Source organism: Salinispora goodfellowii (assembly GCF_059570675.1).
In genome coordinates this window covers 188,467-211,176 of the sequence record NZ_JCANTD010000006.1, presented here as the reverse complement: position 1 = coordinate 211,176, position 22,710 = coordinate 188,467, and the positions used below count along the sequence as shown (strand labels likewise).

The 22,710-nt window shown below is 74.5% G+C and carries 17 protein-coding genes and 1 riboswitch; of the genes, 2 read left to right on the top strand and 15 right to left on the bottom strand.

What is annotated here, in order from left to right:
* Nucleotides 1–18 precede the first annotated feature (18 nt).
* From cobA to T398_RS09640, 14 genes are all read right to left on the bottom strand, one after another.
* Nucleotides 19–1,680: a uroporphyrinogen-III C-methyltransferase gene (gene cobA, locus T398_RS09705; RefSeq protein ID WP_496445991.1), complete on the bottom strand. Its 1,662-nt coding sequence runs from the start codon at nt 1,678–1,680 to the stop codon at nt 19–21.
* Nucleotides 1,677–2,267 (bottom strand): precorrin-8X methylmutase, encoded by a 591-nt coding sequence (locus T398_RS09700; protein WP_496445990.1) that lies wholly within the window; start codon nt 2,265–2,267, stop codon nt 1,677–1,679. Before T398_RS09700 ends, cobA begins: the two co-directional genes overlap by 4 nt.
* Nucleotides 2,264–2,521: a DUF362 domain-containing protein gene (locus T398_RS09695; protein WP_496445989.1), complete on the bottom strand. Its 258-nt coding sequence runs from the start codon at nt 2,519–2,521 to the stop codon at nt 2,264–2,266. The genes T398_RS09700 and T398_RS09695 overlap by 4 nt, the downstream gene beginning before the upstream one ends.
* Complete coding sequence (gene cobJ, locus T398_RS09690; RefSeq protein ID WP_496445988.1) at nt 2,509–4,242, bottom strand: precorrin-3B C(17)-methyltransferase; 1,734 nt, start codon at nt 4,240–4,242, stop codon at nt 2,509–2,511. The genes T398_RS09695 and cobJ overlap by 13 nt, the downstream gene beginning before the upstream one ends.
* Nucleotides 4,239–5,558: a precorrin-6y C5,15-methyltransferase (decarboxylating) subunit CbiE gene (gene cbiE, locus T398_RS09685; protein WP_496445987.1), complete on the bottom strand. Its 1,320-nt coding sequence runs from the start codon at nt 5,556–5,558 to the stop codon at nt 4,239–4,241. Before cbiE ends, cobJ begins: the two co-directional genes overlap by 4 nt.
* Nucleotides 5,525–6,667: a cobalt-precorrin-5B (C(1))-methyltransferase gene (locus tag T398_RS09680; protein WP_496445986.1), complete on the bottom strand. Its 1,143-nt coding sequence runs from the start codon at nt 6,665–6,667 to the stop codon at nt 5,525–5,527. Before T398_RS09680 ends, cbiE begins: the two co-directional genes overlap by 34 nt.
* The gene (gene cobM, locus T398_RS09675) at nt 6,667–7,488 is read right to left on the bottom strand and encodes a precorrin-4 C(11)-methyltransferase (protein ID WP_496445985.1); all 822 of its coding nucleotides are present in this window, start codon (nt 7,486–7,488) and stop codon (nt 6,667–6,669) included. Before cobM ends, T398_RS09680 begins: the two co-directional genes overlap by 1 nt.
* Nucleotides 7,485–8,228 carry a precorrin-2 C(20)-methyltransferase gene (gene cobI, locus T398_RS09670; protein ID WP_496445984.1) on the bottom strand — a complete coding sequence of 248 codons (744 nt, stop codon included), beginning with the start codon at nt 8,226–8,228 and terminating at the stop codon, nt 7,485–7,487. Before cobI ends, cobM begins: the two co-directional genes overlap by 4 nt.
* Nucleotides 8,225–9,583 (bottom strand): cobyrinic acid a,c-diamide synthase CobB, encoded by a 1,359-nt coding sequence (locus T398_RS09665; protein WP_496445983.1) that lies wholly within the window; start codon nt 9,581–9,583, stop codon nt 8,225–8,227. Before T398_RS09665 ends, cobI begins: the two co-directional genes overlap by 4 nt.
* A complete protein-coding gene (cobO, locus tag T398_RS09660) occupies nt 9,577–10,188 on the bottom strand; it encodes a cob(I)yrinic acid a,c-diamide adenosyltransferase (protein WP_496445982.1) in 612 nt (203 codons plus the stop codon). Before cobO ends, T398_RS09665 begins: the two co-directional genes overlap by 7 nt.
* Nucleotides 10,188–12,440, bottom strand: a complete 2,253-nt coding sequence (locus tag T398_RS09655) for a VWA domain-containing protein (RefSeq protein ID WP_496445981.1) — start codon at nt 12,438–12,440, stop codon at nt 10,188–10,190. The genes cobO and T398_RS09655 overlap by 1 nt, the downstream gene beginning before the upstream one ends.
* On the bottom strand, nt 12,437–16,105 hold the full coding sequence (cobN, locus tag T398_RS09650; RefSeq protein ID WP_496445980.1) for a cobaltochelatase subunit CobN: 3,669 nt from the start codon (nt 16,103–16,105) through the stop codon (nt 12,437–12,439). Before cobN ends, T398_RS09655 begins: the two co-directional genes overlap by 4 nt.
* A gap of 342 nt (nt 16,106–16,447) precedes the next feature.
* A riboswitch (cobalamin riboswitch) is annotated at nt 16,448–16,578 on the bottom strand.
* 110 nt (nt 16,579–16,688) lie between these two features.
* A complete protein-coding gene (locus tag T398_RS09645) occupies nt 16,689–17,033 on the bottom strand; it encodes a hypothetical protein (protein ID WP_018822013.1) in 345 nt (114 codons plus the stop codon).
* A gap of 139 nt (nt 17,034–17,172) precedes the next feature.
* A complete protein-coding gene (locus T398_RS09640) occupies nt 17,173–18,384 on the bottom strand; it encodes a PucR family transcriptional regulator (RefSeq protein WP_496445979.1) in 1,212 nt (403 codons plus the stop codon).
* A 200-nt stretch (nt 18,385–18,584) separates the two neighbouring features.
* On the opposite strand from T398_RS09640, the gene T398_RS09635 reads away from it, so the two are divergent.
* Nucleotides 18,585–20,240 (top strand): FAD-binding dehydrogenase, encoded by a 1,656-nt coding sequence (locus T398_RS09635; RefSeq protein ID WP_496445978.1) that lies wholly within the window; start codon nt 18,585–18,587, stop codon nt 20,238–20,240.
* 98 nt (nt 20,241–20,338) lie between these two features.
* Here T398_RS09635 and T398_RS09630 read toward each other — a convergent pair whose 3' ends face one another.
* Nucleotides 20,339–21,553: an MFS transporter gene (locus T398_RS09630; RefSeq protein WP_496445977.1), complete on the bottom strand. Its 1,215-nt coding sequence runs from the start codon at nt 21,551–21,553 to the stop codon at nt 20,339–20,341.
* A 160-nt stretch (nt 21,554–21,713) separates the two neighbouring features.
* Here T398_RS09630 and T398_RS09625 point away from each other — a divergent pair, with 160 nt between their 5' ends.
* The gene (locus T398_RS09625) at nt 21,714–22,700 is read left to right on the top strand and encodes a LacI family DNA-binding transcriptional regulator (RefSeq protein WP_496445976.1); all 987 of its coding nucleotides are present in this window, start codon (nt 21,714–21,716) and stop codon (nt 22,698–22,700) included.
* Nucleotides 22,701–22,710 lie beyond the last annotated feature (10 nt).

Here is a 22,710-nt window from a genome sequence, read left to right as displayed (position 1 = left end):
CGTCAGCCGGGAGTCAGGTCAATGACCCGACGCGGCCAGGACGGGCTCCGCGACGAACGCCGCGACCGGGCCGACCACGAAGACCGCCGGGGGGCAAACGCCCGCCCGAGCCGCCACCGCAGCGATCCCGTCCAGGCGCGCCGGCAACGAACGCTGCCCGGGATGGCCGGCATCCTGCACGGCGAGGGCGGGGGTGTCCGGGGCGCGCCCGTGCGCGATCAGCTCCACGGCGACGGCGCCGATCGTCTCGACTCCCATCAGCACCACCAGGGTGCCCTGGGCCCGGCCCAGCGCCGCCCAGTCGACCAGCGAGTCCGGATGCCCCGGCGGCAGGTGCCCGGAGACGACGGTGAACTCGTGCGCCATCCCGCGATGGGTGACCGGCACCCCGGCCAGGGCCGCCGCGGCCACCGCGCTGGTCACCCCCGGCACCACGGTCACCGGCACCCCGGCCGCCACGCAGGCCAACACCTCCTCGTGCCCGCGCCCGAACACGTACGGGTCGCCGCCCTTGAGCCGGACCACCCGCCGCCCAGCACGGGCGTGCCGGACCAGTGCGGTGTTGATGGCGTCCTGCCCGACGGACGGCCCCCGGGGTGACTTCGCCGCGTCCACCACCTGCACCCCCGGGCGTAGTCCGGCGAGCAGCTCCTGCGGGGCGAGCCGATCCACCACCACCACGTCGGCGACCGCCAGCAACGCCCGACCCCGGACGGTGATCAGGTCTGCCGGGCCCGGTCCGCCGCCAACGATCGCCACCGCACCCGGCCGCAACACGGGCTCGGGGTGCTGGTGCTGGTGCTGGTGCTGGTGACTGTGTCCGCCCACCGGGTCGTCCGGGTGGTCGTGCGGGGTCTGCGGCCGACCCACCTTGTCGACGAAGCCCGGCATCGACACCCGGTATGCACAGGTGTCGCAGTTCATCCGGATGTCGCCCCGCACCGCCTCGGCGTGGCGTTCCAACACCAGGTCGGCGAGGGCATCGCAGTCACCGATCAGGTCCGCCACCCGCAGGTCCAGCTCGGGATGGGCGGCGGCGTACTCCCGGGACTGGGCCCGAATGCGATCCGGTAGCACCCCGGCGAACAGGAAGTACGGAGCGACGACGATCCGCCGCGCCCCCAGCCGGCGCAGCCGATCCAGGACCGCCGGCACGGACGGCTCGGCGAGCGAGATGAAGCCCGGCTCAACGCCCGCGTAGCCCCGGCCCTCCCACAACAACCGGGCCACCTTGGCAACCTCGGCGTTCGCGTCCGGGTCGGTGGAGCCACGCCCGATCAACGCCACCCAGGTGTCGGCCCGCTCCGCGCCGGCCAGCGCGGCGTCAATCCGCTCCTGGAGAGCGGTGTGCAGCAACGGGTGCGGGCCAAGCGGTCGGCCGTAGGCGTAGCGCAGGCCGGGGTGGCGCTGCTGTTCCCGAGCCAGTGCCGCCGGGATGTCACCCTTGCCATGCCCGGCCGCGGTCAACACCAGCGGCAGCGCCACCAGTGCCCGGTGCCCCCGGCCGGCGAGCGCGCCGACGGCGTCGGTCAGGGGCGGACGGGACAACTCGATGAAGCCCCCCTCGACGTCGCCGACCGTATCGCCGGCCCGGGTCCGGACCCGTTCGATCAGCGCGGCGAACTGCGCCACCCCCTCAGCGCTACGGGTGCCGTGCCCGACGATGACCAGTGCGGTCACTCTTCCCCCTCCACATAGAGCAGGGCGTTGAGGGCGGCGGCGGCCACCGCCGACCCGCCCTTCTCGCCCCGGTTCGAGATTCCCGGCAGACCGCTGATTCGGAGCGCGGCCTTCGACTCCGCGGCGCCGACGAAGCCCACCGGCAGGCCGACCACCAGGGCCGGCCGGGCGTCCAGGGCGAGCAGTTCGGTCAGCGCGGTGGGCGCGCAGCCGACCACCCACACCGCACCGGGCCCCACCCGGCCCAGGGCGATCCGCACCGCGGCGGCCGAACGGGTGATCCCGGCCTGCCGGGCCAGCGCGGCGGTGCCCGCCTCGGCGACTGGGCAGACCGTCGCCCGGCCGGTGATCCCGGCGGCAACCATCGCCACATCGGCCACGATCGGCGCGCCGGACCGGAGCGCGGCCAGCCCACCGGCCAGCGCGGTCTCGGCACAGACCAGATCCGTCACGTAGCTCAGGTCCGCGCTGGCATGTACCACCCGCTCGGTGACCGCGCGGGTCAGCGGCGGCAGGTGCCGAAGGTCAACCCGCTCCCGCAGAATCCGGTACGACTCGACCTCGATCGGATGCACCGGCCGGCTCATCCGTCCTCCCGCGCGGGTGCGGGGTTGACCGGGGTGCTGACCATCGGCTCCTCCAGGTGTCGCGGACCGGCGGTGCGGATGGCGCCGACCGGGCAGATCTCCAGACATTCCAGGCAGCCAGTGCAACGGTCGGCCCGGATGACAAGGCCGCCGGGCACCGGCCGGATCGCGTGCGTGGGGCAGGTCAGCAGGCAGGCCCCGCAGCCCTGGCAGGCGGCAACGAATACCGGTGCGGGGCCGGTCACGTCCGCCACCGGTAGCCCCGCGGGGTGACCATCCGGCCGGCGACCCGGCGCGTCTGGCTACTGCCCACGACCACGACGCTGTACATGTCGACGATCGCCGGGGCGAGAGTCGCCAGGGTGGCCAGGTGCACCCGCTGCCCAGCTCGGCTGGCGTTACGGACCACCCCGACGGGGGTATCCGGCGGTCGATGCTCCGCGAGGAGCCGCAGCGCCGCCGGCAACTGCCAGTCCCGGTTCCGGCTACGCGGGTTGTAGAGCACCGCGACGAAGTCCCCCTGCGCCGCGGCGGTCACCCGACGGGCGATGACCTCCCACGGGGTGTGCAGGTCGGAGAGGCTCAGGTAGGCGTGGTCGTGCCCCAGCGGCGCCCCGAGCAGGGCCGCCGCCGCGAGGGCGGCGGTCACCCCGGGCACGCCGACCACATCGACCCGCTCGTCGGCGTACTCCAGGGCAGGGCTCGCCATCGCGTACACCCCGGCGTCGCCGGATCCGACCAGGGCGACGGCCTGGCCGGCGGTAGCCTCGGCGACGGCGGACCGGGCCCGCTCCTCCTCGGCGCCGAGCCCGCTGGCGAGTACCCGGGTCCCCGGGCGCAACAGGTCGCGGATCTGGTCCAGGTACTGGTCCAAGCCGACCACGACGGCAGACCGCCGTAGCTCCGTCACCGCCCGGGGGGTACGCAGTTCGGCCGCACCGGGTCCGAGGCCGACCAGGGCGAGCCGGCCGCGCGGCGCATGCCGGGCGACCGCGACGGTCGCCATCACGGTCGCGGTCTTGGGCACCAGCAGTTCGGCGTCCCCGCCGAGCAACGCCGCGGCCTCCGCGACGCTTGGCGTGCCGACCGCGGCGCGAACCACCTCGCTGGGATTGGGCACCGCAACCGCCGCCAGCTCCGCGGCGGACCAGGTCGTCAGGGGTATCCGCAGCGCATCGGCGGTGGTACGGATACCGTCCTCATCGGCCTTGATGTCGACGCTGGCCAGACAGCGCAGGCTCGCCGCGCTGAGGCCCGCGGTGGCGAGCACCCGATCCAGCAGGGCACGTACCTCGGCGGCGGGCACGCCGCGGCTCGCCCCGACCCCGGCGACCAGGGAGGGGGGCCGGAGCACGGCGGTCCGCCCGTCTAGGGGCACGATCCGGTCGGTAACCAGCACCCGATAGCCCACCGCGGGAGCACCGGCGGGGCCGGCCGGGGCGACCTGGACGTTGGTTGGCAGTGCCGGCAGGGGCCAGGACGCGTCGGCAACCACCGTGACCGGCTCGCCGTCCAGGATCGCCCGGCTCACCGTGGCGACCGCCCCCTCGACCGGCCAGCCCAGGGTGTCCAGGCCAGGTAGGTCGACCGCGTCGGTGGCGGTGGTGACCACCGGCGCCGCGTCGAGTAACGCCCCGACCTCGGCCGCGAGGGCGTTGGCGCCGCCGGCGTGCCCACCGAGCAGGGCCACCGCGTGCCGGGCCGCCTCGTCCACCGTCACCACCGCCGGATCGCGGCGCTTGTCGTCAAGCAACGGCGCCAGCAGGCGGACCACCGCGCCGGTGGCCAGGAATGCGACGATCTGGTCGCACTCCGACCAGGCCGCCCGAAGTCCGGCGGCGGCGCTCTCCGCCTCCAGCAGCCGGGCCTGCGGCCAGGCACCGGCGAGGACCCGGGCGTGCCGGCGCCCCGCCGCGGTGACCGCGACCAGCCCGATCCGGCCCGACCGCGCCTCGGTGCATTCGACGTGCTTCACAGGAACTCCCCGGTGAGGACGACCACCGGATTGGTGGCCGCGAGACGGATCGACCCGCCGGGCAGGTCGGCGAGGCGAGCAGCGGAAAGTTGGACACCGTCGACGGTGTAGCCGGCGGCGCGCAGCACGTCCCGGGCCGGGGCGACCCGGTCCACCGCGGCGAGCGCGACGAGGACCCGCGCCGGTCGGCGGGCCGCCACCGCGGCGAGCACCCCGGTGCCGCCCCCGCCGACGAAGGCCGCGTCGGCGTCGGGAAGCCCGGCCAGGGCGGCCGGGGCGGCGCCGAGGACCACCCGTACGTCCACGCCGTGCCGAGCGGCGTTGTCGTGCACCAGGTCCACGGCGGCCGGGTCCCGCTCCACCGCGACAACCGCCGCGCCGAGCAGGGCACACTCGATGCCCACCGAGCCGCTGCCGGCACCCACGTCCCACACCAGCCGGCCGAGCCGGGGCCGCAGCCCGGCCACGACCAGCGCCCGCACCTCCGCCTTGGTGATCATCGAAGCGCGGTGCCGGTACGCCCCCTCGGGCAGCGCCCACCCGGCGGCCGGGGCAGCGGCCGGTTGGTTGTCCGCCCGGACCGCTCCGCCCGGACCGGGGCCGAGGCTCAGCAGCACATGTGGATCGGTCCAGCTACCAGCCGCCGCCTCCGCCGGGGTCGTCCAGGTGACCCGTTCGGCGTCGCTGCCGAGGTGCTCGGCCACCACCAGTCGACGGGACCAGCCCACCAGGCCGGCACCGAGTTCCGCGGCCCCCGCCCCCGGCGCGGTGAGCACCGCGACCCGGGGCAGCGCCCGGCAGGCGTTGAGCGCCGCTCGGGCGTCCCGGCCATGGGCGCTGACCACCGCCGCGCCGTCCCAGGAGAGCCCGGCCCGGGCGAACGCGGCGGCGACGCTGGACACCGCCGGTAGCACCCGCACCGGCAGCCCGGCCGCCCGCAGCCGGCGCACGATCCCGAAGCAGCCCGGATCACCGCTGGCGAGGACGACGGCCGGGGTGCCCGCGGCGACCGCGGCGGTGAGCCGTTCCAGGGCCGGCGGCAGCGGACCGAGCACGACCGTCTCCGCGCCGGCCGGCACCGGCGCGGCCGCCAGGTGCCGGGCGGCACCGACCACGAGCCCCGCCCGCGCCAGCTCGGCGGCGAGGGCCGGGTGCGCCGGGTTACCAGCGGCGTCCACACCGGCCACCGTCACCACCGTCGCACCGGCACCGGCACCACCGACGACGGAGGCGCCGGGGCCCTCAACACCGGTGTCCCGCCGACCCGTACCCGGCATACCGGTCACCGGGCCCACCGCCCACCGGCGGCCACGCATCGCCGCCCGGCGAAGTCCACCATCGCCACGTCGACGGCGAGGGCGTCCCCGGCGAAGCGTCGCAGCACCGCGCCGACCCGACGGCAGAGCAGGTCACCGGCGGGGCCGAGCAGGCCGGCGGCCTCCCACAACTCGTACGCGTGCCGACCGGTGTTGGCGGCGGTGACGGCGGCGGCCAGCTCGGCGGTGCCGCCCGCCTCGACGGTCACCGCGCCGAGGAGCGACAGGTCCACCCGGGAACGGGTGTAGTGGGTCATCAGCACCCCGGCGGCGAGCTTGGCCAGCTTGCCGGCCATCCCGACGAAGGCCACCCCGGACAGTCCGTGGGTAACGGCGGCGGTGACCGCCGCACCGGTGAAGTCACCCACCTCCACGAAGCACACCTCGGGCAGCTCCGGCAGCAGCTCTCGGGCGGCCCGCTCGGTCCGCCCACCCGTGCACAGCACCACCGTCGGCTCCCCCTGCGCAGCCGCCACCTGTACGGCCTGCACGACGCTGGCCCGCCAGGACGCGGTGGAGAAGGGCCTGACCACACCGGTCGTACCGAGGATCGAGATGCCGCCGAGGATGCCGAGCCGGCGGTTCGTGGTCTTCCGGGCCATGATCTCGCCGCGCGGGACGCTGATCACCACCCGGACGCCGAGGACGGCCAGGTCGACCAGCTCGGCGACCGCCGCGCCGATCATCTGGCGCGGGGTGTCGTTGATCGCCGGCCCGCCGACCGGCAGTCCCAGCCCCGGCTTGGTCACCGTGCCCACCCCGGGCCCACCCGCCAGGGTCAGTCCGGGGACCGGTCGCCAGCCGACCGTGGCGGTCAGCTCGGCGCCGTGGGTGACGTCCGGGTCGTCGCCGGCGTCCTTGACCACCACCGCCTCGGCGCCGCCAGCCGTACGGTCGCAGCGGGCCACCGGGAAGCACACCCGCCGCCCGGCCGGCAGTCCGATCTCGACCTCCTCCGGTGACACCCCGGTGACCAGGGCGGTCAGCGCGGCCTTCGTCGCGGCTGTCGCGCAGGCGCCGGTGGTCCAGCCGGTGCGCAGCGCCACGGGCCGGACCTTCGCGGTACGCGGCAGGTCCGGCTCGCGCAGGGGCGGCAGGTCGTAGGCCATCAGGTCGGCCGGTCCGCCCGAGCGGTGACCTCCCGGCGAAGGGCGGCCCGCGCGGCCGGCTCCGCCCGCCGGTGACCGTGGAAGTGCCCCGGATGGTAGAGATGCGAACGGGTACCGGCGGCCGCCAGCGCCGGCCCGACCAGGATGAGGGTGTGCTTCCAGAGCCGGTGTTCCTTGACCGTCGCCGCTAGGGTGCCGACGGTGCAGTGCGCCACCAGCTCGTCCGGCCAGGTCGCCTGATACGCCACGACCGCCGGGGTGTCGGCCGAATACCCCCCGGCGAGCAGCTCGGCCTGCACCTGACCGGAGCGGGCGGCGGAGAGGAACAACGCCATGGTGGTGCCGTGCCGGGCGAACTCGCGTACCCGCTCCCCCGGCGGCATCGGCGTCTTCCCACCCTCCAGGCGGGTGAGGATCACCGACTGCGCGACCTCGGGAACGGTCAGCTCCCGCCCGATCCGGGCGGCGACCGCGGAAAACGAGGAGACCCCCGGCACGATCTCCACGGCCAGCCCGAGCGCCCGGCACAGGTCGAGCTGCTCCTGCACCGCACCCCACAGCGCCGGGTCGCCCGAGTGGATCCGGGCCACGGTCAACCCGTCGGCGGCGGCCCGCCGGTACAGGGGCAGCACCCCCTCCATCGGCAACCGCGACGAGTCGACGATCTCGGCGTCCGGTCTGGCGTGGGCCAGCACGTCGGCGTGGACCAAACTGGCCGCCCAGACCACCACATCGGCGGCGGCGATCACCCGGGCCGCGCGCAGGGTCAGCAGATCCGCCGCGCCGGGTCCCGCACCCACGAACCAAACGGTGCCGCTCACAGTTTCCCCCCTCGGCGGTCCCGGCGGGCCGGGACCAGCAGTGTCGACAGGTACGGCGGGTCGTCGCCGGCCTCGGCGGCCGGACCGACGCGGTCGCCGGCCAGGCCCAGCCCGCTGCCGAGCACCGCGTCGGTGAGTCGACCCTGCCGGCGGAGCTCGGCCAGCAACTCCGGGTGCCGCCGCCACCCCTTGTAGGCGACGACCGTGCCCGGCCCGGCGACCGCGTCGGCGAAGAGCGCCAGCCCGGCGGTGGCCGGCAGCAGGGTCAGCGGCTCTCGTCCCTCGCAGAGGGGAACTCCGCTTCTGGCGGCGAGTTCCTGCATGGCCGTGATCCCGGGAACGGTGTGCACGGCGACCGCCGGCCGCAGTTCGCGGAGGGTCTGCGCCAGATAGCCGAACGTGGAGTAGACGTTGGGGTCGCCGATGGTGGCGAAGGCCAGCGCTCGGGCACCGTCGTCCACCGCGGTGGCGACCGCCTGCGCGGCGGCGTTCCACGCGTTCTCCCGCCGTCGGGTCACCCCGCCCCGGTCGTCCAGGGCGAACGGCAGCCGGCGCAGCCGCTCCGGCGGTAGGTACGGGGCGATCGTGGTCTCGGCCCGGCCGGGGGCCGCGGCGCCCGCCGGCCGGTCCAGCACGGGTACGAAGACCACGTCAGCCTCGCGCAGCACCCGTACCGCGCGCACGGTGAGTAGCTCCGGGTCGCCGGGGCCCACCCCGACCCCGGTCAGCGTCACGGTCATCGGGTCGCCGCCGCTACCAGCCGCTGGGCCGCTCGGGGCTGCCCGGCCCAGTGGGTGTGCAGGTACGAGGCGTGGATCCGGCCGGCGACGAAGCCGTGCGCGGCCCCGTCCCAGCGCCACGCCGGCTGCTCACCGTGACCGGGATCGGTGCCGGTGCGGTGGAACTCGTGCCCGCGGACCAGGTCCCCGGCGGCGTGCGGCACCGAGTCGGCGGCGGCGACGGCCATCCGGTAGCCGAGGGTGAGCCGTCCGGTCATTCGGGCCGTCAGGTCGAGTCGGCCGCACATCGGCACCCCGTCCAGTTCGCGTCCCAGGTAGAGCAGACCCGCGCACTCGGCCACCACCGGCCCGTCGAAGGCGGCCAGATCGGCGCGCAGCCCGGTGTTCGCGGCGAGCGCCTCCACGTACACCTCGGGAAAGCCCCCGCCGACAACCACGGCCCGGGTACCGGCGGGCAGCGCCTCATCCCGCAGCGGATCGAACGGCACCACGGTGGCACCGGCGGCCGTGAGCAGCTCGGTCGTCTCGGCGTAGCCGAAGGTGAAGGCTGGGCCACCGGCGACGGCGACCACCGGCCGGTCGGGCCCGGCCGGGCCGCCGACGGCGACGGCCGGGTCCCAGGGCGACGCGGTCAGGGGCGGGGCACTTCGGGCCAACTCCAGCACCGCGTCGAGGTCCACGGTGGCCGCCACCAGGTCGGCCAACGCGGCAACCACGGCGATTGACTCGGCGGCCCGTTCCGCGACCGGCACCAGGCCGAGGTGGCGGGCGGGGGCGGCGACCTCGGCGGCCCGGGTGACCGCGCCCAGCACCGGTACGCCGACCTCGGCCAGGGCCTCGCGCAGCAGCGACTCGTGCCGGGGCGAGCCGACCCGGTTGAGCACCACCCCGCCGATTCGCACCGCCGGGTCGAAGGCGCCCATTCCGAGGGCCAGGGCGGCGGCGCTGCGCCCCTGGGCGGTGGTGTCGAGCACCAGCAGCACGGGCGCGGCGACGAGCCGGGCGACGTGGGCGGTGGAGGCGTACCCGCGGTGGCCGACCGCACCGTCGTGCAGCCCCATCACCCCCTCGATCACCGCGATGTCGGCGGGGTGGGGCACGGCCGCGCCGTGCCGCAGCAGACCGGCGACCCGCTCCTCCCCCACCAGCCACGGGTCGAGGTTGCGGCCGGGCCGGCCGGCGGCGAGGGCGTGGTAGCCGGGGTCGATGTAGTCCGGGCCGACCTTGTGTGGACTGACCGGGTGACCCCGACGACGCAGCGCGGCGAGTAGCCCGGTGGCGATCGTGGTCTTGCCGTGGCCGCTGGCCGGTGCGGCGACCACGACCCGCGGCAGGGACCAGGGGGCGCTCACCATTCGATGCCCTTCTGGCCCTTCTGGCCGGCGTCCATCGGATGCTTCACCTTGGTCAGCTCGGCAACCAGGTCGGCGGCGGCCACCAGGCGCGGGTCGGCGTCCCGACCGGTGATGACGACGTGCTGAAAGCCGGGTCGGGTGGTGAGGGTGTCGACCACCTCGGCGACGTCCACCCAGCCCCACTTCATCGGGTAGGTGAACTCGTCGAGCACGTAGAGGCCGTACCGCTGGGCGGTCAGGTCGCGCTGGATCTGCCGCCACCCCTCACGGGCGTCGGCGGCGTGGTCGGCCATACCGTCGCGCTGGATCCAGGACCAGCCCTCACCCATCTTGTGCCAGCTCACCGGGGCGCCCTGACCGGTCTGCTCGTGTACCTCGCCGAGGGCGCGGAACGCGCTCTCCTCGCCCACCCGCCACTTGGCGCTCTTGACGAACTGGAACACCCCGATCGGCAGTCCGGCGGTCCAGGCCCGCAACGCGAGACCGAAGGCGGCGGTCGACTTCCCCTTCATCGAGCCGGTGTGGACGATCAGCAACGGGCGGTTCCGCCGCTGCCGGGTCGTGAGCCCGTCGGCCGGCACGTGCGTCGGTTTACCCTGCGGCATCAGCGCACGCTCCGCTCCGCGGCGAGGCCGGCGGTCGCCAACGCCGCCAACGGGGCGGTCGTCACGGTGGGCAGGGGGTGGTGGGCGGCGGCCAGCTGGGTGGCCAGGCGGCGGGCCAGGGCGAGTCGGACGGGGCCGGACTCGCAGTCCACGACGACACAGGGGGCGCCGGTCGCGCGCAGCACCGCCGCCGCCCGCGCCGCGCGGGGCAACGGGTCCGCGCCCGCGGTGGCCCGACCATCGGTCAGGACCAGGGTCAACGGTTGCCGGCGGGGGTCCCGCAGGCGCTCCACCCGCAGCAGCTCGGCGGCGGCGAGCAGGCCCTCCGCGAGCGGGGTACGCCCACCGGTGGGCAGCTCGGCCAGCCGGGTGGAGGCGGCGAGCACCGAGGCGGTGGCGGGCAGCAGGACCTGCGCGCCAGCACCACGGAAGGCGACCACCGCCACCTTGTCGCGGCGCTGGTAGGCGTCGGTGAGCAGGGCGAGCACCGCGCCCTTGACGGCACTCATCCGCTGCCGGGCACCCATCGAACCGCTGGCGTCCACCACGAAGAGCACCAGATTGCCCGCCCGCCCCTCCCGAACGGCCTCCCGTACGTCAGCCGGATGTATCCGCAGCGGTCCACCGGCCCGTCCCCGGGCGACCTGGTGCCCGGCGGCGGTCCGGATCGTCGCCGGCAGGTGCAGCGCGCCGGGGCGGCCAGCCGGCACCCGGGCACCGGTGGTGCGACCGCGCCCGGTCCGCGCCCGCGACCGCCGGCCCGGCACCCCCTCGCCGATGCCCGGCACGGTGAACAACCGCGCCCGGAGCCCGAGCTGCGGCGCGGCCACCGGGTGTGGGACCCCACCCGGGTGCACGTCCCGGCTCGGATGCATGGACCGGGACGCACCGTCCTCGGGGACCGCGGGTCGGTCCGGACCGGACGGATCAGTCGCGGAGCCGGTGCTGCCATCGGGGTGGATGTCCGCCGTGGAGCCGGTGTCCGGCTCGGGCCCGGTGTCGCCGGCCGGGCCGCCCGCACCACCGGGACCGGTGCCCCCGCCCGGACCGCCGTCGGGACCGGTGCCCCCGCCCGGACCGCCGTCGGGTGTGGTGCCGCCCCCCGGACCGCCGTCGGGGCCGGCGTCATCCCCCGGACCACGGCCCGGACCGGCGCCGTCGTCCGGGTCGTCGGGGTGTTCCTCCTGCGCCCGGTTCAGCGCCTCGTCCAGGCGTTGTTCGTCCAGTCCCGGCGGGTCGAACGGGTCCCGGCGGCGACGGTGCGGCAGGGCGAGTCGGGCGGCCACCCGAACATCCTCCGCGCTCACCCGGTCCCGGCGCTGCCAGGCGGCGTGCGCCACGGCGGTCCGGGCGGTGACGATGTCGGCCCGCATCCCGTCCACGTCGAACGCCGCGCAGACCTCGGCGATCTGCCGCAGGGCCGCGTCGGTCAACACCACCCGGTCCAGCCGGTCGCGGGCCTCGGCCACCCGCCCGGCGACCGCCGCGTCCGCCCCCGCCCAGCGCGCGGCGAAGCCGGAAGGGTCCGTGTCGGCGTCGAGCCGGCGACGCACCACCTCCACCCGTACGGCCGGGTCGCGGCTGGCCGTCACCTCGACGGTCAGCCCGAACCGGTCGAGGAATTGCGGACGCAGCTCCCCCTCCTCCGGGTTCATCGTGCCGACCAGCAGGAACCGGGCCGCGTGGCGGACCGACACGCCCTCCCGCTCGACGTGGCAGCGCCCCATCGCGGCGGCGTCCAACAGCAGGTCGACCAGATGGTCGTGGAGCAGGTTCACCTCGTCGACATAGAGCACCCCCCGGTGGGCGGCGGCGAGCAGGCCGGGCTCGTAGGCGCGGACCCCGTCGGCGAGTACCCGCTCCAGGTCGAGCGAGCCGACCACCCGGTCCTCGGCGGCGCCGACCGGCAGTTCGACCAGCGCGGCCGGGCGACGTTCGGTCGCCGGCACCGCCGGGTGCGGCCCGTCCGGGCAGCCGGGATCAGGCGTCTGCGGATCGCAGGCGAACCGGCACTCGGCGACCCGCACCACCGGCGGCAGCAGGGCGGCGAGGGCGCGCACCGCGGTCGACTTGGCGGTGCCCTTCTCGCCCCGCACCAGCACCCCGCCGATCGCCGGGTTGACCGCGTTCAGCAGCAGCGCCAGGCGCATATCGGCCATGCCGAGTACGGCCGAGAACGGGTAGTTCGCCCCGGGCGCCTCCGGTCGCGGCGGCCGTGCAACCCGCAGGCCGGGTTCACTCGTCGTGCTCATCCGCGGTCCTCCAGATCGCCCTCGCTGGCCAGATACGTCTCCCGGAGCCGGTCCAGGGTGCTCGGCTCCGGCTTTTCCCACAGCCCCCGGTCGGCGGCCTCCAGCAGCCGTTCGGTCATGCCCCGCAACGCCCACGGGTTGGACCGCTCCAGGAACTCCCGGGTCTCGGCGTCGAACAGGTACGCCTCGGCGAGCCGCTCGTACATCCAGTCGTCGACCACACCTGCGGTGGCGTCGTAGCCGAACAGGTAGTCGACGGTGGCCGCCAGTTCGAATGCGCCCTTGTAGCCGTGCCGGCGCATCGCCGCGACCCACCTCGGGTTGACCACCCGGGCCCGGAACACCCGGCGGGTCTCCTCGCTGAGGGTGCGGGTCCGCACGTCGTGCGGCATCGCCGAGTCGCCGACGTACGCGGCCGGGGCGGCGCCGGTGAGGTGTCGGACCATCGCCACCATCCCGCCGTGGTACTGGAAGTAGTCGTCGGAGTCGACGATGTCGTGCTCCCGGGTGTCCTGGTTCTTCACCGCCACGGCGATCCGCGCGAAGGCGCGTTCCATGTCGGTACGGGCCTGTCGGCCGTCCAGCCCCCGCCCGTACGCGTAGCCGCCCCACACCGCGTACACCTCGGCCAGGTCGGCGTCGCTGCGCCAGTTCCGGGCGTCGATCAGCGGAAGCAGCCCGGCCCCGTACGCGCCCGGCTTCGATCCGAAGATCCGCGCGGTGGCCCGGCGCTCGTCGCCGTGCCCGGCGAGGTCTGAGGCCACGTGCGCCCGGAGGTGGTTGTCCGCGGCCGGCTCGTCCAGCGCGGCCACCTGTCGTACCGCGTCGTCCATGAGCGCCACCACGTGCGGAAAGGCGTCCCGGAAGAAGCCGGAGATGCGGACGGTCACATCGATGCGGGGGCGACCCAACTCGGCTAGGGGCAGCACCTCGACTCCGGTCACCCGCCGGGACCGGTCGTCCCAGGTGGGTCGGCAGCCGAGTAACGCGAGCACCTCGGCGATGTCGTCGCCCTGCGTCCGCATGGCGCTGGTGCCCCACACGGTGAGCCCGACCGAGCGCGGGTACACCCCGGTGTCGGCGAGGTGCCGGCTCAGCAGCGAGTCGGCCAGGGCCACGCCGACGTCCCAGGCGTTGCGGCTGGGGATCGCCTTCGGGTCGACCGAGTAGAAGTTGCGACCGGTGGGCAGCACGTTGACCAGACCTCGGGTGGGTGATCCGGACGGGCCGGGGGGCACGAACCGCCCGTTGAGGGCGGCGAGGGTGTGCGCCAGCTCGTCGGTGGTGCGCTCCAGCCGCGGCACCAGCTCGGTGGCGGCGAAGCGCAGCACCGCGGCGGCCTCCGGAATCGCCCGGCCGGTGACCTCGACGACGACCTCCTGCGCCCGGTCGGCCGGCCAGCCGAGCGTCTCCATCCCGAGGGCGAGGCGCCGGGCCAGACCCTCGATCAGGTCGACGGCGTCGGCGGCGGTGCCGGCCGGCCCACCGGCGGCGTCGGTCAGCGCGGCCGGTACCCGCACCCGGGCTCCGGGCACGGCGAGCAGCGCGGACTCGTCCAGGCCGTAGCTGGCGGCGAGGGCCTGCCGCAGGCCGGGCAGGGCCCGGGTCCCGCCCCACACCTGTGGGGCACGCAGCACGGCGAGCACCAGGTTGACCCGCGCTTCGCCGCCGGGTGCTTCGGCCAGCACGTGCAGGCCGTCGCGGATCTGCACGTCCTTGACCTCGCAGAGGTAACCGTCGAGGTGCAACACGAAGTCGTCGAAGTCATCGGCGGCCGGCATCTCCGACTGGTGCAGGTCGTGGTGCAGTTCCGCGGTGCGCACCAGCTCCCAGATCTGTCCTCGTACGACGGGCGCCTTCGCCGGGTCGAGCGCCTGCACGGTGGCGTACTCGTCGAGTAGTTGCTCCAGCTTCGCCAGGTCCCCATAGGTCTCGGCGCGGGCCATCGGCGGCACCAGGTGGTCGACGACGACCGCGTGCGCGCGGCGCTTGGCCTGCGTCCCCTCCCCCGGGTCGTTGACGATGAACGGGTACACCAGCGGCAGGTCACCGAGGACCGCGTCCGGGGCGCAGTCGGCGGCCAGCCCGAGGCCCTTGCCCGGCAGCCACTCCAGGGTGCCGTGCTTGCCCAGGTGTACCACGGCGTCCGCGCCGAAGCCCCCGGTCGTGGCGGGGGCGGCCAGCCACCGGTACGCGGCCAGGTAGTGGTGACTGGGGGGCAGGTCCGGGTCGTGGTAGATGGCGATCGGGTTCTCCCCGAAGCCGCGGGGCGGCTGGATCAGCAGGACCACGTTGCCGAACCGCAGACCGGCCAGGACGAGGTCGCCGCCGTCGGTGTACAGCTCCCCCGGCGGCTCCCCCCAGTGGCGGACCATGGCGGCGCGCAGCGGCGCCGGCACCTGGTCGAACCACCGCCGGTACGTCTCCCGCGGCACCCGCGCGCTGGCGGTGGCGAGCTGCTCGGGGGTGAGCCACTCGACGTCGTGGCCGCCGGCGGCGATGAGGGCGTGGATGAGGGCGTCCCCGTCGTCCGGGACGGGCGTCGCGCCGAGGTCGTAGCCGGCGGCGGCGAGCGCGGCGAGCAGCCGCACCGCGCTGGCCGGGGTGTCCAGGCCGACGGCGTTGCCGACCCGGGAGTGCTTCGTCGGGTACGAGCTGAGCACCACCGCCACCCGCTTGCCGGCGTTCGGCAGGTGCCGCAGCCGGGCGTGCCGGACGGCGATTCCGGCCACCCGGGCGGCGCGCTCCGGGTCCGGCGCGTAGACCGACAGCCCGTCGGCGTCGAGCTGTTTGAACGAGAACGGCACGGTGACGATCCGCCCGTCGAACTCGGGGATCGCCACCTGCATCGCCGCGTCCAAAGGCGATAGTCCGGCGTCGCTGGCGGCCCACTGTTCCCGCGTGCTGGTGAGACAGAGCGCCTGGATGACCGGCAGGTCGAGGGCGGCGAGCGCGCCCACGTCCCAGGCGTCCTCGTCCCCACCACCGGCTGCGTCGGTGGCCACGGTGCCCCCGGCGGCGAGCACGGTGACCAGCAGGGCGTCACAGCGGGCGAAGAGCTCCAGTGGGCCCGCGCCGGCGGTCAGCCCACGCAGCGAGCCGCAGAAGATCGGTGCCGCGTTGCCCCCCGCGGCCTCCACGGCGCCGGCGAGCGTGTCCACGAAGGCGGTGTTGCCGGCGAGCGCGTGCGCCCGGTAGAAGACGATCCCGACGGTCGGCCGGTCCGGGTCGGTCGACCAGTCACCGTGCATCCCGTACGCCGGGGTCGGTGTGGGGGGCGCGAACCCCTCGCCGGTGAGCAGCACCGTGTCGGACAGGAACCGGGCCAGCTGCGCCAGGTTCTCCGGGCCCCCCTCGACCAGGTAGGAGAGGGCTTGGGTGGCGACACCGGAGGGCACGGTGGAGGCGGCGGTCAGCTCGGCGTCGGGGACGCTCTCCCCGCCCAGCAGCACCGTTGGCACGTCCGAGGCGAGGACCGCCGCCAATCCGTCCGGCCACGCGGCCCGGCCACCGAGCAGGCGGACGACGGCCAGTTCCACGCCGTCGAGCAGTTCCGGTACGCCGTCAACGGCCACCCGGGTCGGGTTGGCCAGGCGGTAGTCGGCCCCGCTGGCTCGCGCGGCGAGCAGGTCGGTGTCGGCGGTAGATAGCAACAGAATGCGCACGGGAAGCTCCGGAGAGTGAAGCCCGCGTCGAGGGGCGGACGATCAGCGAAACGGGAGATGATTCGGCTTCACGGGCGCCGTCTCGGGCCACCCGACTGGGCGGCCGACCGGGCCCGCGTCAGGCAGCGATCAACCGCGGGCAGCGGGGCCGAGAACGGCGGCACCAAGCACGGCAGCGGGGACATTCTCGGCGGCGGGGCCAGTCGCGGCGGCGCCCGGCCACGGACCGGTCGCGGGCATACCGCCGCCCGCCAGGATAATGCGACAGCTGTCGATAGCTGGGACGCTACGCGTCATCGGTTCCTCCTCGGGTATCCACGCCCTGGGGTGCACCGACGGCCGAAGTATCCTGGCTCCCGGATCGACGCTCACCCCCGGCCTTCCAACCGCGCGACGCACGGTCGTGGCTCCGCAAGGAAGATCACTCCCCGGTGACAGTGGCGGGACCGCGCCGGATTCACACCGGCTTCCTTCACTGCCGTCCGGCCGCGAACTCTGCCACACCAATACGTTCCGGTCAACGAAACGAGGGGAGACCAGCGGTCAACCGGTCCCGGTGCAACGGCCCCGGAGGGCGCGGCGGCTACCGCAGGCGCCGCTCCGGGTGGGCCCGGTTCCAGGCGCGCATCCGCTCCGGATAGCCCATCTTGGCCGCTTCGTAGAGCGGCAGGGCCAGCCGGCGGGCGAGTGATGCGGCAACCCGCGGCGACCCGGTACGGCGGCGGATCCACTCGCCGTCATGTGCGATCGCCACCACCGTCGTGTCCGTCGCCGTCGTCTCCGGCTCCAGGTAGAACTCGACCCCGGTCCGGCTGGCGACGAACTGCTCCAGCGCCACCAGGTCCGCGCGGGTGCCCTCCCGGTCGAGCTTCGTCGGCACCCCGTCTGATCCCCAGGTACGCGACCGCTTCCGACTGAACCAGCCCATGCCGCTCCTCCTTGAAACTCCAGCGCCGCCGGCCTCCAGTGCACCACCCATGGCTGAGTGCCGTCTGTACGCCACCTGATGACGCGCTGAGGATGCACGCCAACGGGGGCACCAAGCCCGCGGGAAGGCATCGGCCGGCTCACCACCCCGGGGGCGGCGGGAGTGAGGCGTGCGTCACCGCGAGCACGAGCCGGTCCCAGGAGTGGGTCAGGCTGCGGCCGGTGAGCTCGGTGAGCCGGCGAAGCCGATGGCGCATGGTCTGCGGGTGCAGTCCAACCGCGGTCGCGGCCTCGCTCGCCGACCCGTGGGTGAGGTACGCGTGCAGGCCTTCGAGCAGGTGGGTGTTGGCGGGGGTGAGCACCGGGCCGAGGACCGCGGCGTGCAGTGCGGCACGGTCAACGGGGGGCGCTCCGTGCAGTACCGCGACGGTGAGCGCGTCGCCGCGGTCGAGGACGGTCCGGCGGGCGAACGCCGCCACGGGTGCGTGCTTGAGCGCGGCAACCGCTGCCCGATAGTCCTGCGGCAGGGTCGCCGGGGAGGCGCCGCTGATCAGACAGGCCCGCCAACCGTCCGCGGCCACGGCCGCCGCCACCGCGGACCGATCGTGCTCGTCCGGGAGCAGCAGGACACCCGCGCCGGCCCGCACCGTGCTCAGCAGCGCACCGGTACTCAGGTCGACCGGGCCGTGGTCCGCGCCGACGGCTGGAGCCGCAACGAGCACGGCGACGCGGGCGGGGTGGGCCTCCGGACTCGCCGGGCCGCCGACGGCGAGGAGGAGACCGAAGCTCGCGGGGACGCGAACGTTGAGCTGCTCGGTACGGTCGGCGAGGGCGCCGGGCGAGGTCTGGCGACCGGCGAGCAGATCGTGCAGGAACTCGTCGATCAGTCGGCGCCGGTCGGTGATCAACTCGGCGGCCTTGTGCTGGTAGCCGTTGGCCAACGCCTCGGACAGCTCATCGAGCGCGGCGACCAGGGCCTGCACCAATGCGGCAAGGTCGGCGACGGTCAGCCCGGGCGGGGCATGCTCGGCGACAGCGTCTGTGATGATGGCCGCCGCGACCCGATAGGCACGCAGCACCGCCAGCAGTGGTCGACCGTCCGTGGCGCGGGTGGCGCCGATGCCCCGAAAGCGGCTGATGTCCCGGGCGGTCAGCCGGGTGCCGTCCACCCACATCTCGGTGAGCCGGGTGACGGCCCACCGGGCGATGGCGGTGACCTCCCGAAGTTGGGTTTCACCGAGTTCGCGGTAGATCGGAACCTGGTCGACAACCGCGCCGACCAGCTCGTCCACGAGGGTCGAGCTACGCTCGGTGAGCATCCGATGCACGACCAGCCGTTCCGCGAGGCCCATCGCGGTCACCGCCCCTCGCACTGCCAGCCGGCCCGACCGCCCACGAACCGCGCGCATTGACAATACTCATGCTCACCCAGCGCGGAACTGGTGGCGTCGCCCGGTCGGCTGCGGCACGGTGGGGCAACCCCCCGGCGCCGTCCCGCTCCCGCGATCGGCCCGGAAGCGGGTCAATGTCCGCCCCACCAAAGGAGGCATCCGTGGAAGCTGACGTCGTCGTGGTCGGAGCCGGTCTGGCCGGGCTGGTCGCCGCCGCCGAGGCGGCAGACCTCGGCCGGAGCGTGCTCCTCGTTGACCAGGAGGGGGAGCAGAACCTGGGCGGACAGGCGTTCTGGAGCCTGGGCGGGCTGTTCCTGGTTGACAGCCCCGAGCAGCGGCGGATGGGCGTTCGGGACTCCCTCGCGCTGGCCCGGCAGGACTGGTTCGGCAGCGCCCAGTTCGACCGCGACGAGGACCGGTGGCCGCGCGCCTGGGCCGAGGCGTACCTGGATTTCGCCGCCGGAGAGAAACGGTCCTGGCTGCGGCAGTACGGGCATCGCTTCTTCCCGGTGGTCGGCTGGGCCGAACGCGGCGACGGCCGGCCCGGTGGGCACGGCAACTCGGTTCCGCGGTTCCACATCACCTGGGGCACCGGTCCCGGCGTGGTGGAGCCGTTCGAGCGACGGGTACGGGCGCACGTCGACACCGGGCGGATCCGGTTCGCGTTCCGCCACCAGGTTGACGGGCTACTCGTGGAAGCCGGTGCGGTGGTCGGGGTGCATGGCAGCCGGCTGGAGCCGACCACGGCCGAGCGGGGCCGGCCGAGCAGCCGCACCGTGATCGGCGAGTTCCAGGCCCGGGCCCAGGCCGTCATCGTCACCAGCGGCGGCATTGGCGGCAACCACGACCTGATCCGCCGGGCGTGGCCGGCGCGGCTCGGCAGCCCGCCGAAGCGGATGGTGGCCGGAGTGCCGGCCCACGTGGACGGCCGGATGCTGGGAATCGCCGAGGAGGCCGGCGCCAACATCATCAACCCGGACCGGATGTGGCACTACGTCGAAGGGCTACGGAACTGGGATCCGATCTGGGAGAACCACGGAATTCGCATTCTGCCCGGCCCCTCCTCGCTCTGGCTGGACGCCGCCGGCAACCGGCTACCGGCTCCGTACTTCCCCGGCTTCGACACCCTCGGGACCCTGCGCCACCTGCGCCACAGCGGCTACGACTACTCCTGGTTCCTCCTCACCCAAAAGATCATCGAGAAGGAGTTCGCGCTCTCCGGCTCCGAGCAGAACCCGGACCTGACCGGCAAGAACCTCAAGCTGCTGCTGTCCCGGGTGCGCGCCGGTGCTCCCGGGCCGGTCGAGGCGTTCAAGCGGCACGGCGAGGACTTCGTCGTCGCGGACACCCTCGACGACCTCGTCGCCGGGATGAACCGCGTCGCCGACCCGGATGTGCCGGCGATCGAGGTCGGCCGGATCCGTACGCTCGTCGCCGAACGGGACCAACAGCTCACCAACACCTTCTGCAAGGACGCCCAGGTCAAGGCGATCCGCTCCGCCCGCACCTACCGCGGTGACCGGCTCCTGCGGGTCGCCGCGCCGCATCGCCTCCTGGATCCGAAGGCCGGGCCGTTGATCGCCGTACGGCTCAACGTCCTCTCCCGCAAGACCCTCGGTGGGCTGGAGACCGACCTGGACGGTCGCTGCCGTACCCGCGAGGGCGACGCCTTTCCCGGCCTCTACGCCGCCGGCGAGGTCGCCGGGTTCGGCGGTGGCGGCATGATGGGCTACAACGCCCTGGAAGGCTCCTTCCTCGGCGGCTGTCTCTTCTCCGGCCGGGTCGCCGGCCGTGCCGCCGCCCGCCAGCTCAGCTGACGGTGGTGGGCAAGGATTCGGATCAACTACGCCTCCCGACGCAGTCCATTGAGGATACGCGAGGGCCGGCCGAGCGTTCACTGCCCGCGCCGGGACGGTCAGCGAGGAGGGCGGGTCGCCGGTAGCAACGCCAGCGACGGCAGCAGCAGGATCGGCACGACCAGCAGGGCGTGCAGCGTCCCGACCCGATCCCCGATCAGGCCCAGCAGCGGTGGTCCGGCGAGGAACGCGGTGTAGCCGATCACGGCCACCACGCTGACCCGGGCCGGGGCGTGCTCCTCCTCATTGGCCGCAGCGCTCATCCCCACCGGGAAGCTGAGAGAGACGCCGAGGCCCCACAGCGCCACGCCGGCGACCGCAACCGGTCCGGAACCGGCCAGCACCGCCACGCTCACGCCGACCACGGCGAGCAGGGTCGTGGTGCTGAGCACGGGCACCCGGCCCCAGCGGTCCAGGGCGAGGGTGCCGACGGTCCGTCCTACGGTCATGCCGATCACGAACACTCCGTAGACGGCGGCTCCGGCCGCCTCCGTGACACCGTAGCCGTCAACGAACGCGACCGCGACCCAGTCGGTGGCGACCCCTTCGCTGAACGCTGCTACCAGCACAAACAGGCCGATCAGCAGGGTCCGTGGCTCCCGCCAGGCGGCCAGCAGCGCCTGGCGGCGGGCTGCCGGGGAGACCCGGTCGGCGGCCGGCGGTGAATCGGGGAGCGGCAGGAACGCCCGGGCGCCGAACACCGTGCCGACCAGTATCGCCCCGGCGATAAGCGACAGGTGTACGCCAACCGCCAGCCCCACCTGGGCGGCCAGCGCACCGAGGCCAGCCCCGGCCACCGAACCCAGGCTCCACGCGGCGTGGAACCGAGGCATAACCGTGCGGCCGAGCCGCCGCTCAACGGCAGCTCCCTCGATGTTCATCGCGACATCACAGGTGCCGGTGCCGTAGCCGAAGGCGAACAGACCCACCGCGACCCCGGGCAGCCAGGCGGCCGCGCTGGCCGAGACACCGGCGGTCACCGCGCCGGCCGCAAGCAGCAGGGTCGCCGCCACCACCGTCCGGGCCGTTCCCAGCCGCTGGGCGACCAGACCGGAGGTGGGCATCGCCACCACCGCTCCCGCCGACATGGCGAGCAGCAACAGCCCGAGCCGGCCGGCGGTGAGGTCCAGCGCCTCCCGGACCGCCGGCACCCGGGAAAACCAGGACCCGACGGCGAGGCCGTTGACGGCGAACACCACCGCCACCCCGGTGCGGGCTGCCAGCACCGACCGGGGTACGGCAGCGAGGGCGACCGGGGGGGTGACGCTGCTCACGACAGGGTTCCTTTCGCTTGGTGATCAGGCCCGACCACACGAGCACACCCCTGAGAGCGTTCTCAGGGCAAACCGAGAAGCATTCGCAGGTCACCGCCGTCGGATCGAGCAATAATGTCCGGACACACGTCGCGCCGGCGACGGGAAACGGGGGACCACGATGCCAGCGCCGCAGCGCGCGCCGACTCTGGCGGATGTGGCTCGGGCGGCCGACGTCTCGCGGGCCACCGCCTCTCGAGTGCTCGCCAACAACGGGTACGCCGCGGCCCACACCCGCGACCGGGTCACTGCTGCCGCCGAACGACTCGGCTACGTGCCGGACCCGGCCGCCCGCGCCCTGGTCCGCGGCACCGGTGTGCGGCTGGTCACGGTGGTCCACGGCACTTCGCCCCGGGTGCTCGAGGACCCGTACGTCGACCAGGTTGTCGGCGCGGCCGCCCGGGTGTGCGCCCCGCACGGCGTCGGCGTGGCCCTGCACTGGCTCCCGACCCGGGGCCTGGACCAGTTACGCCGGCTCACCGAACAGCGCGGGGCGAGTGGGCTGATCCTGGTCAACACCACCCCTGCGGTCCTGGCCGCCGTGCCGCCCGAGCTGCGGGGCCGGGTCGCCTCGCTCGGCGTCGGTTCCCCCGTGGTGGCCTCCTTCGACATCGACAACGGCGGCGGCACCACAGCGCTGGTGGAGCACCTGTACGCGACGGGCCGCCGCCGCATCGCCATGATCAGCGGTTCTCGCTGGTTACCCTGCGCCGGCCGCTCGGTGCGCGCCTACCGGGCAGTGCTGCGGGCGGTGGGACTGCCTCCCCGGCTGGTTCGGGGTGACTTCACCGCAGGCCGAGGACGTGCCGCAGCACGGGAGGTTCTGGCCCGCTGGCCGGACACCGACGCGATCGTCGGCGCCAGCGACGTGACCTCGTTCGGCGTGATCAACGGGCTCCTTCGGGATGGCGTCCAGGTCCCCGGGGACATCGCGGTGACCGGCTTCGACGACACCCCACTGGCCGAGATGACCAACCCCTCGCTCACCACGTCCACCCACCCGGTGGCCGGAATCGCGACAGCTGCCGTGACCGCCGTACTCAACGGCGACGCGGTCCTACCGCCGACGCTCTTTCCGTCCCGCCCGGTGCACCGGATGAGCGGCTGACCGCCGGTGA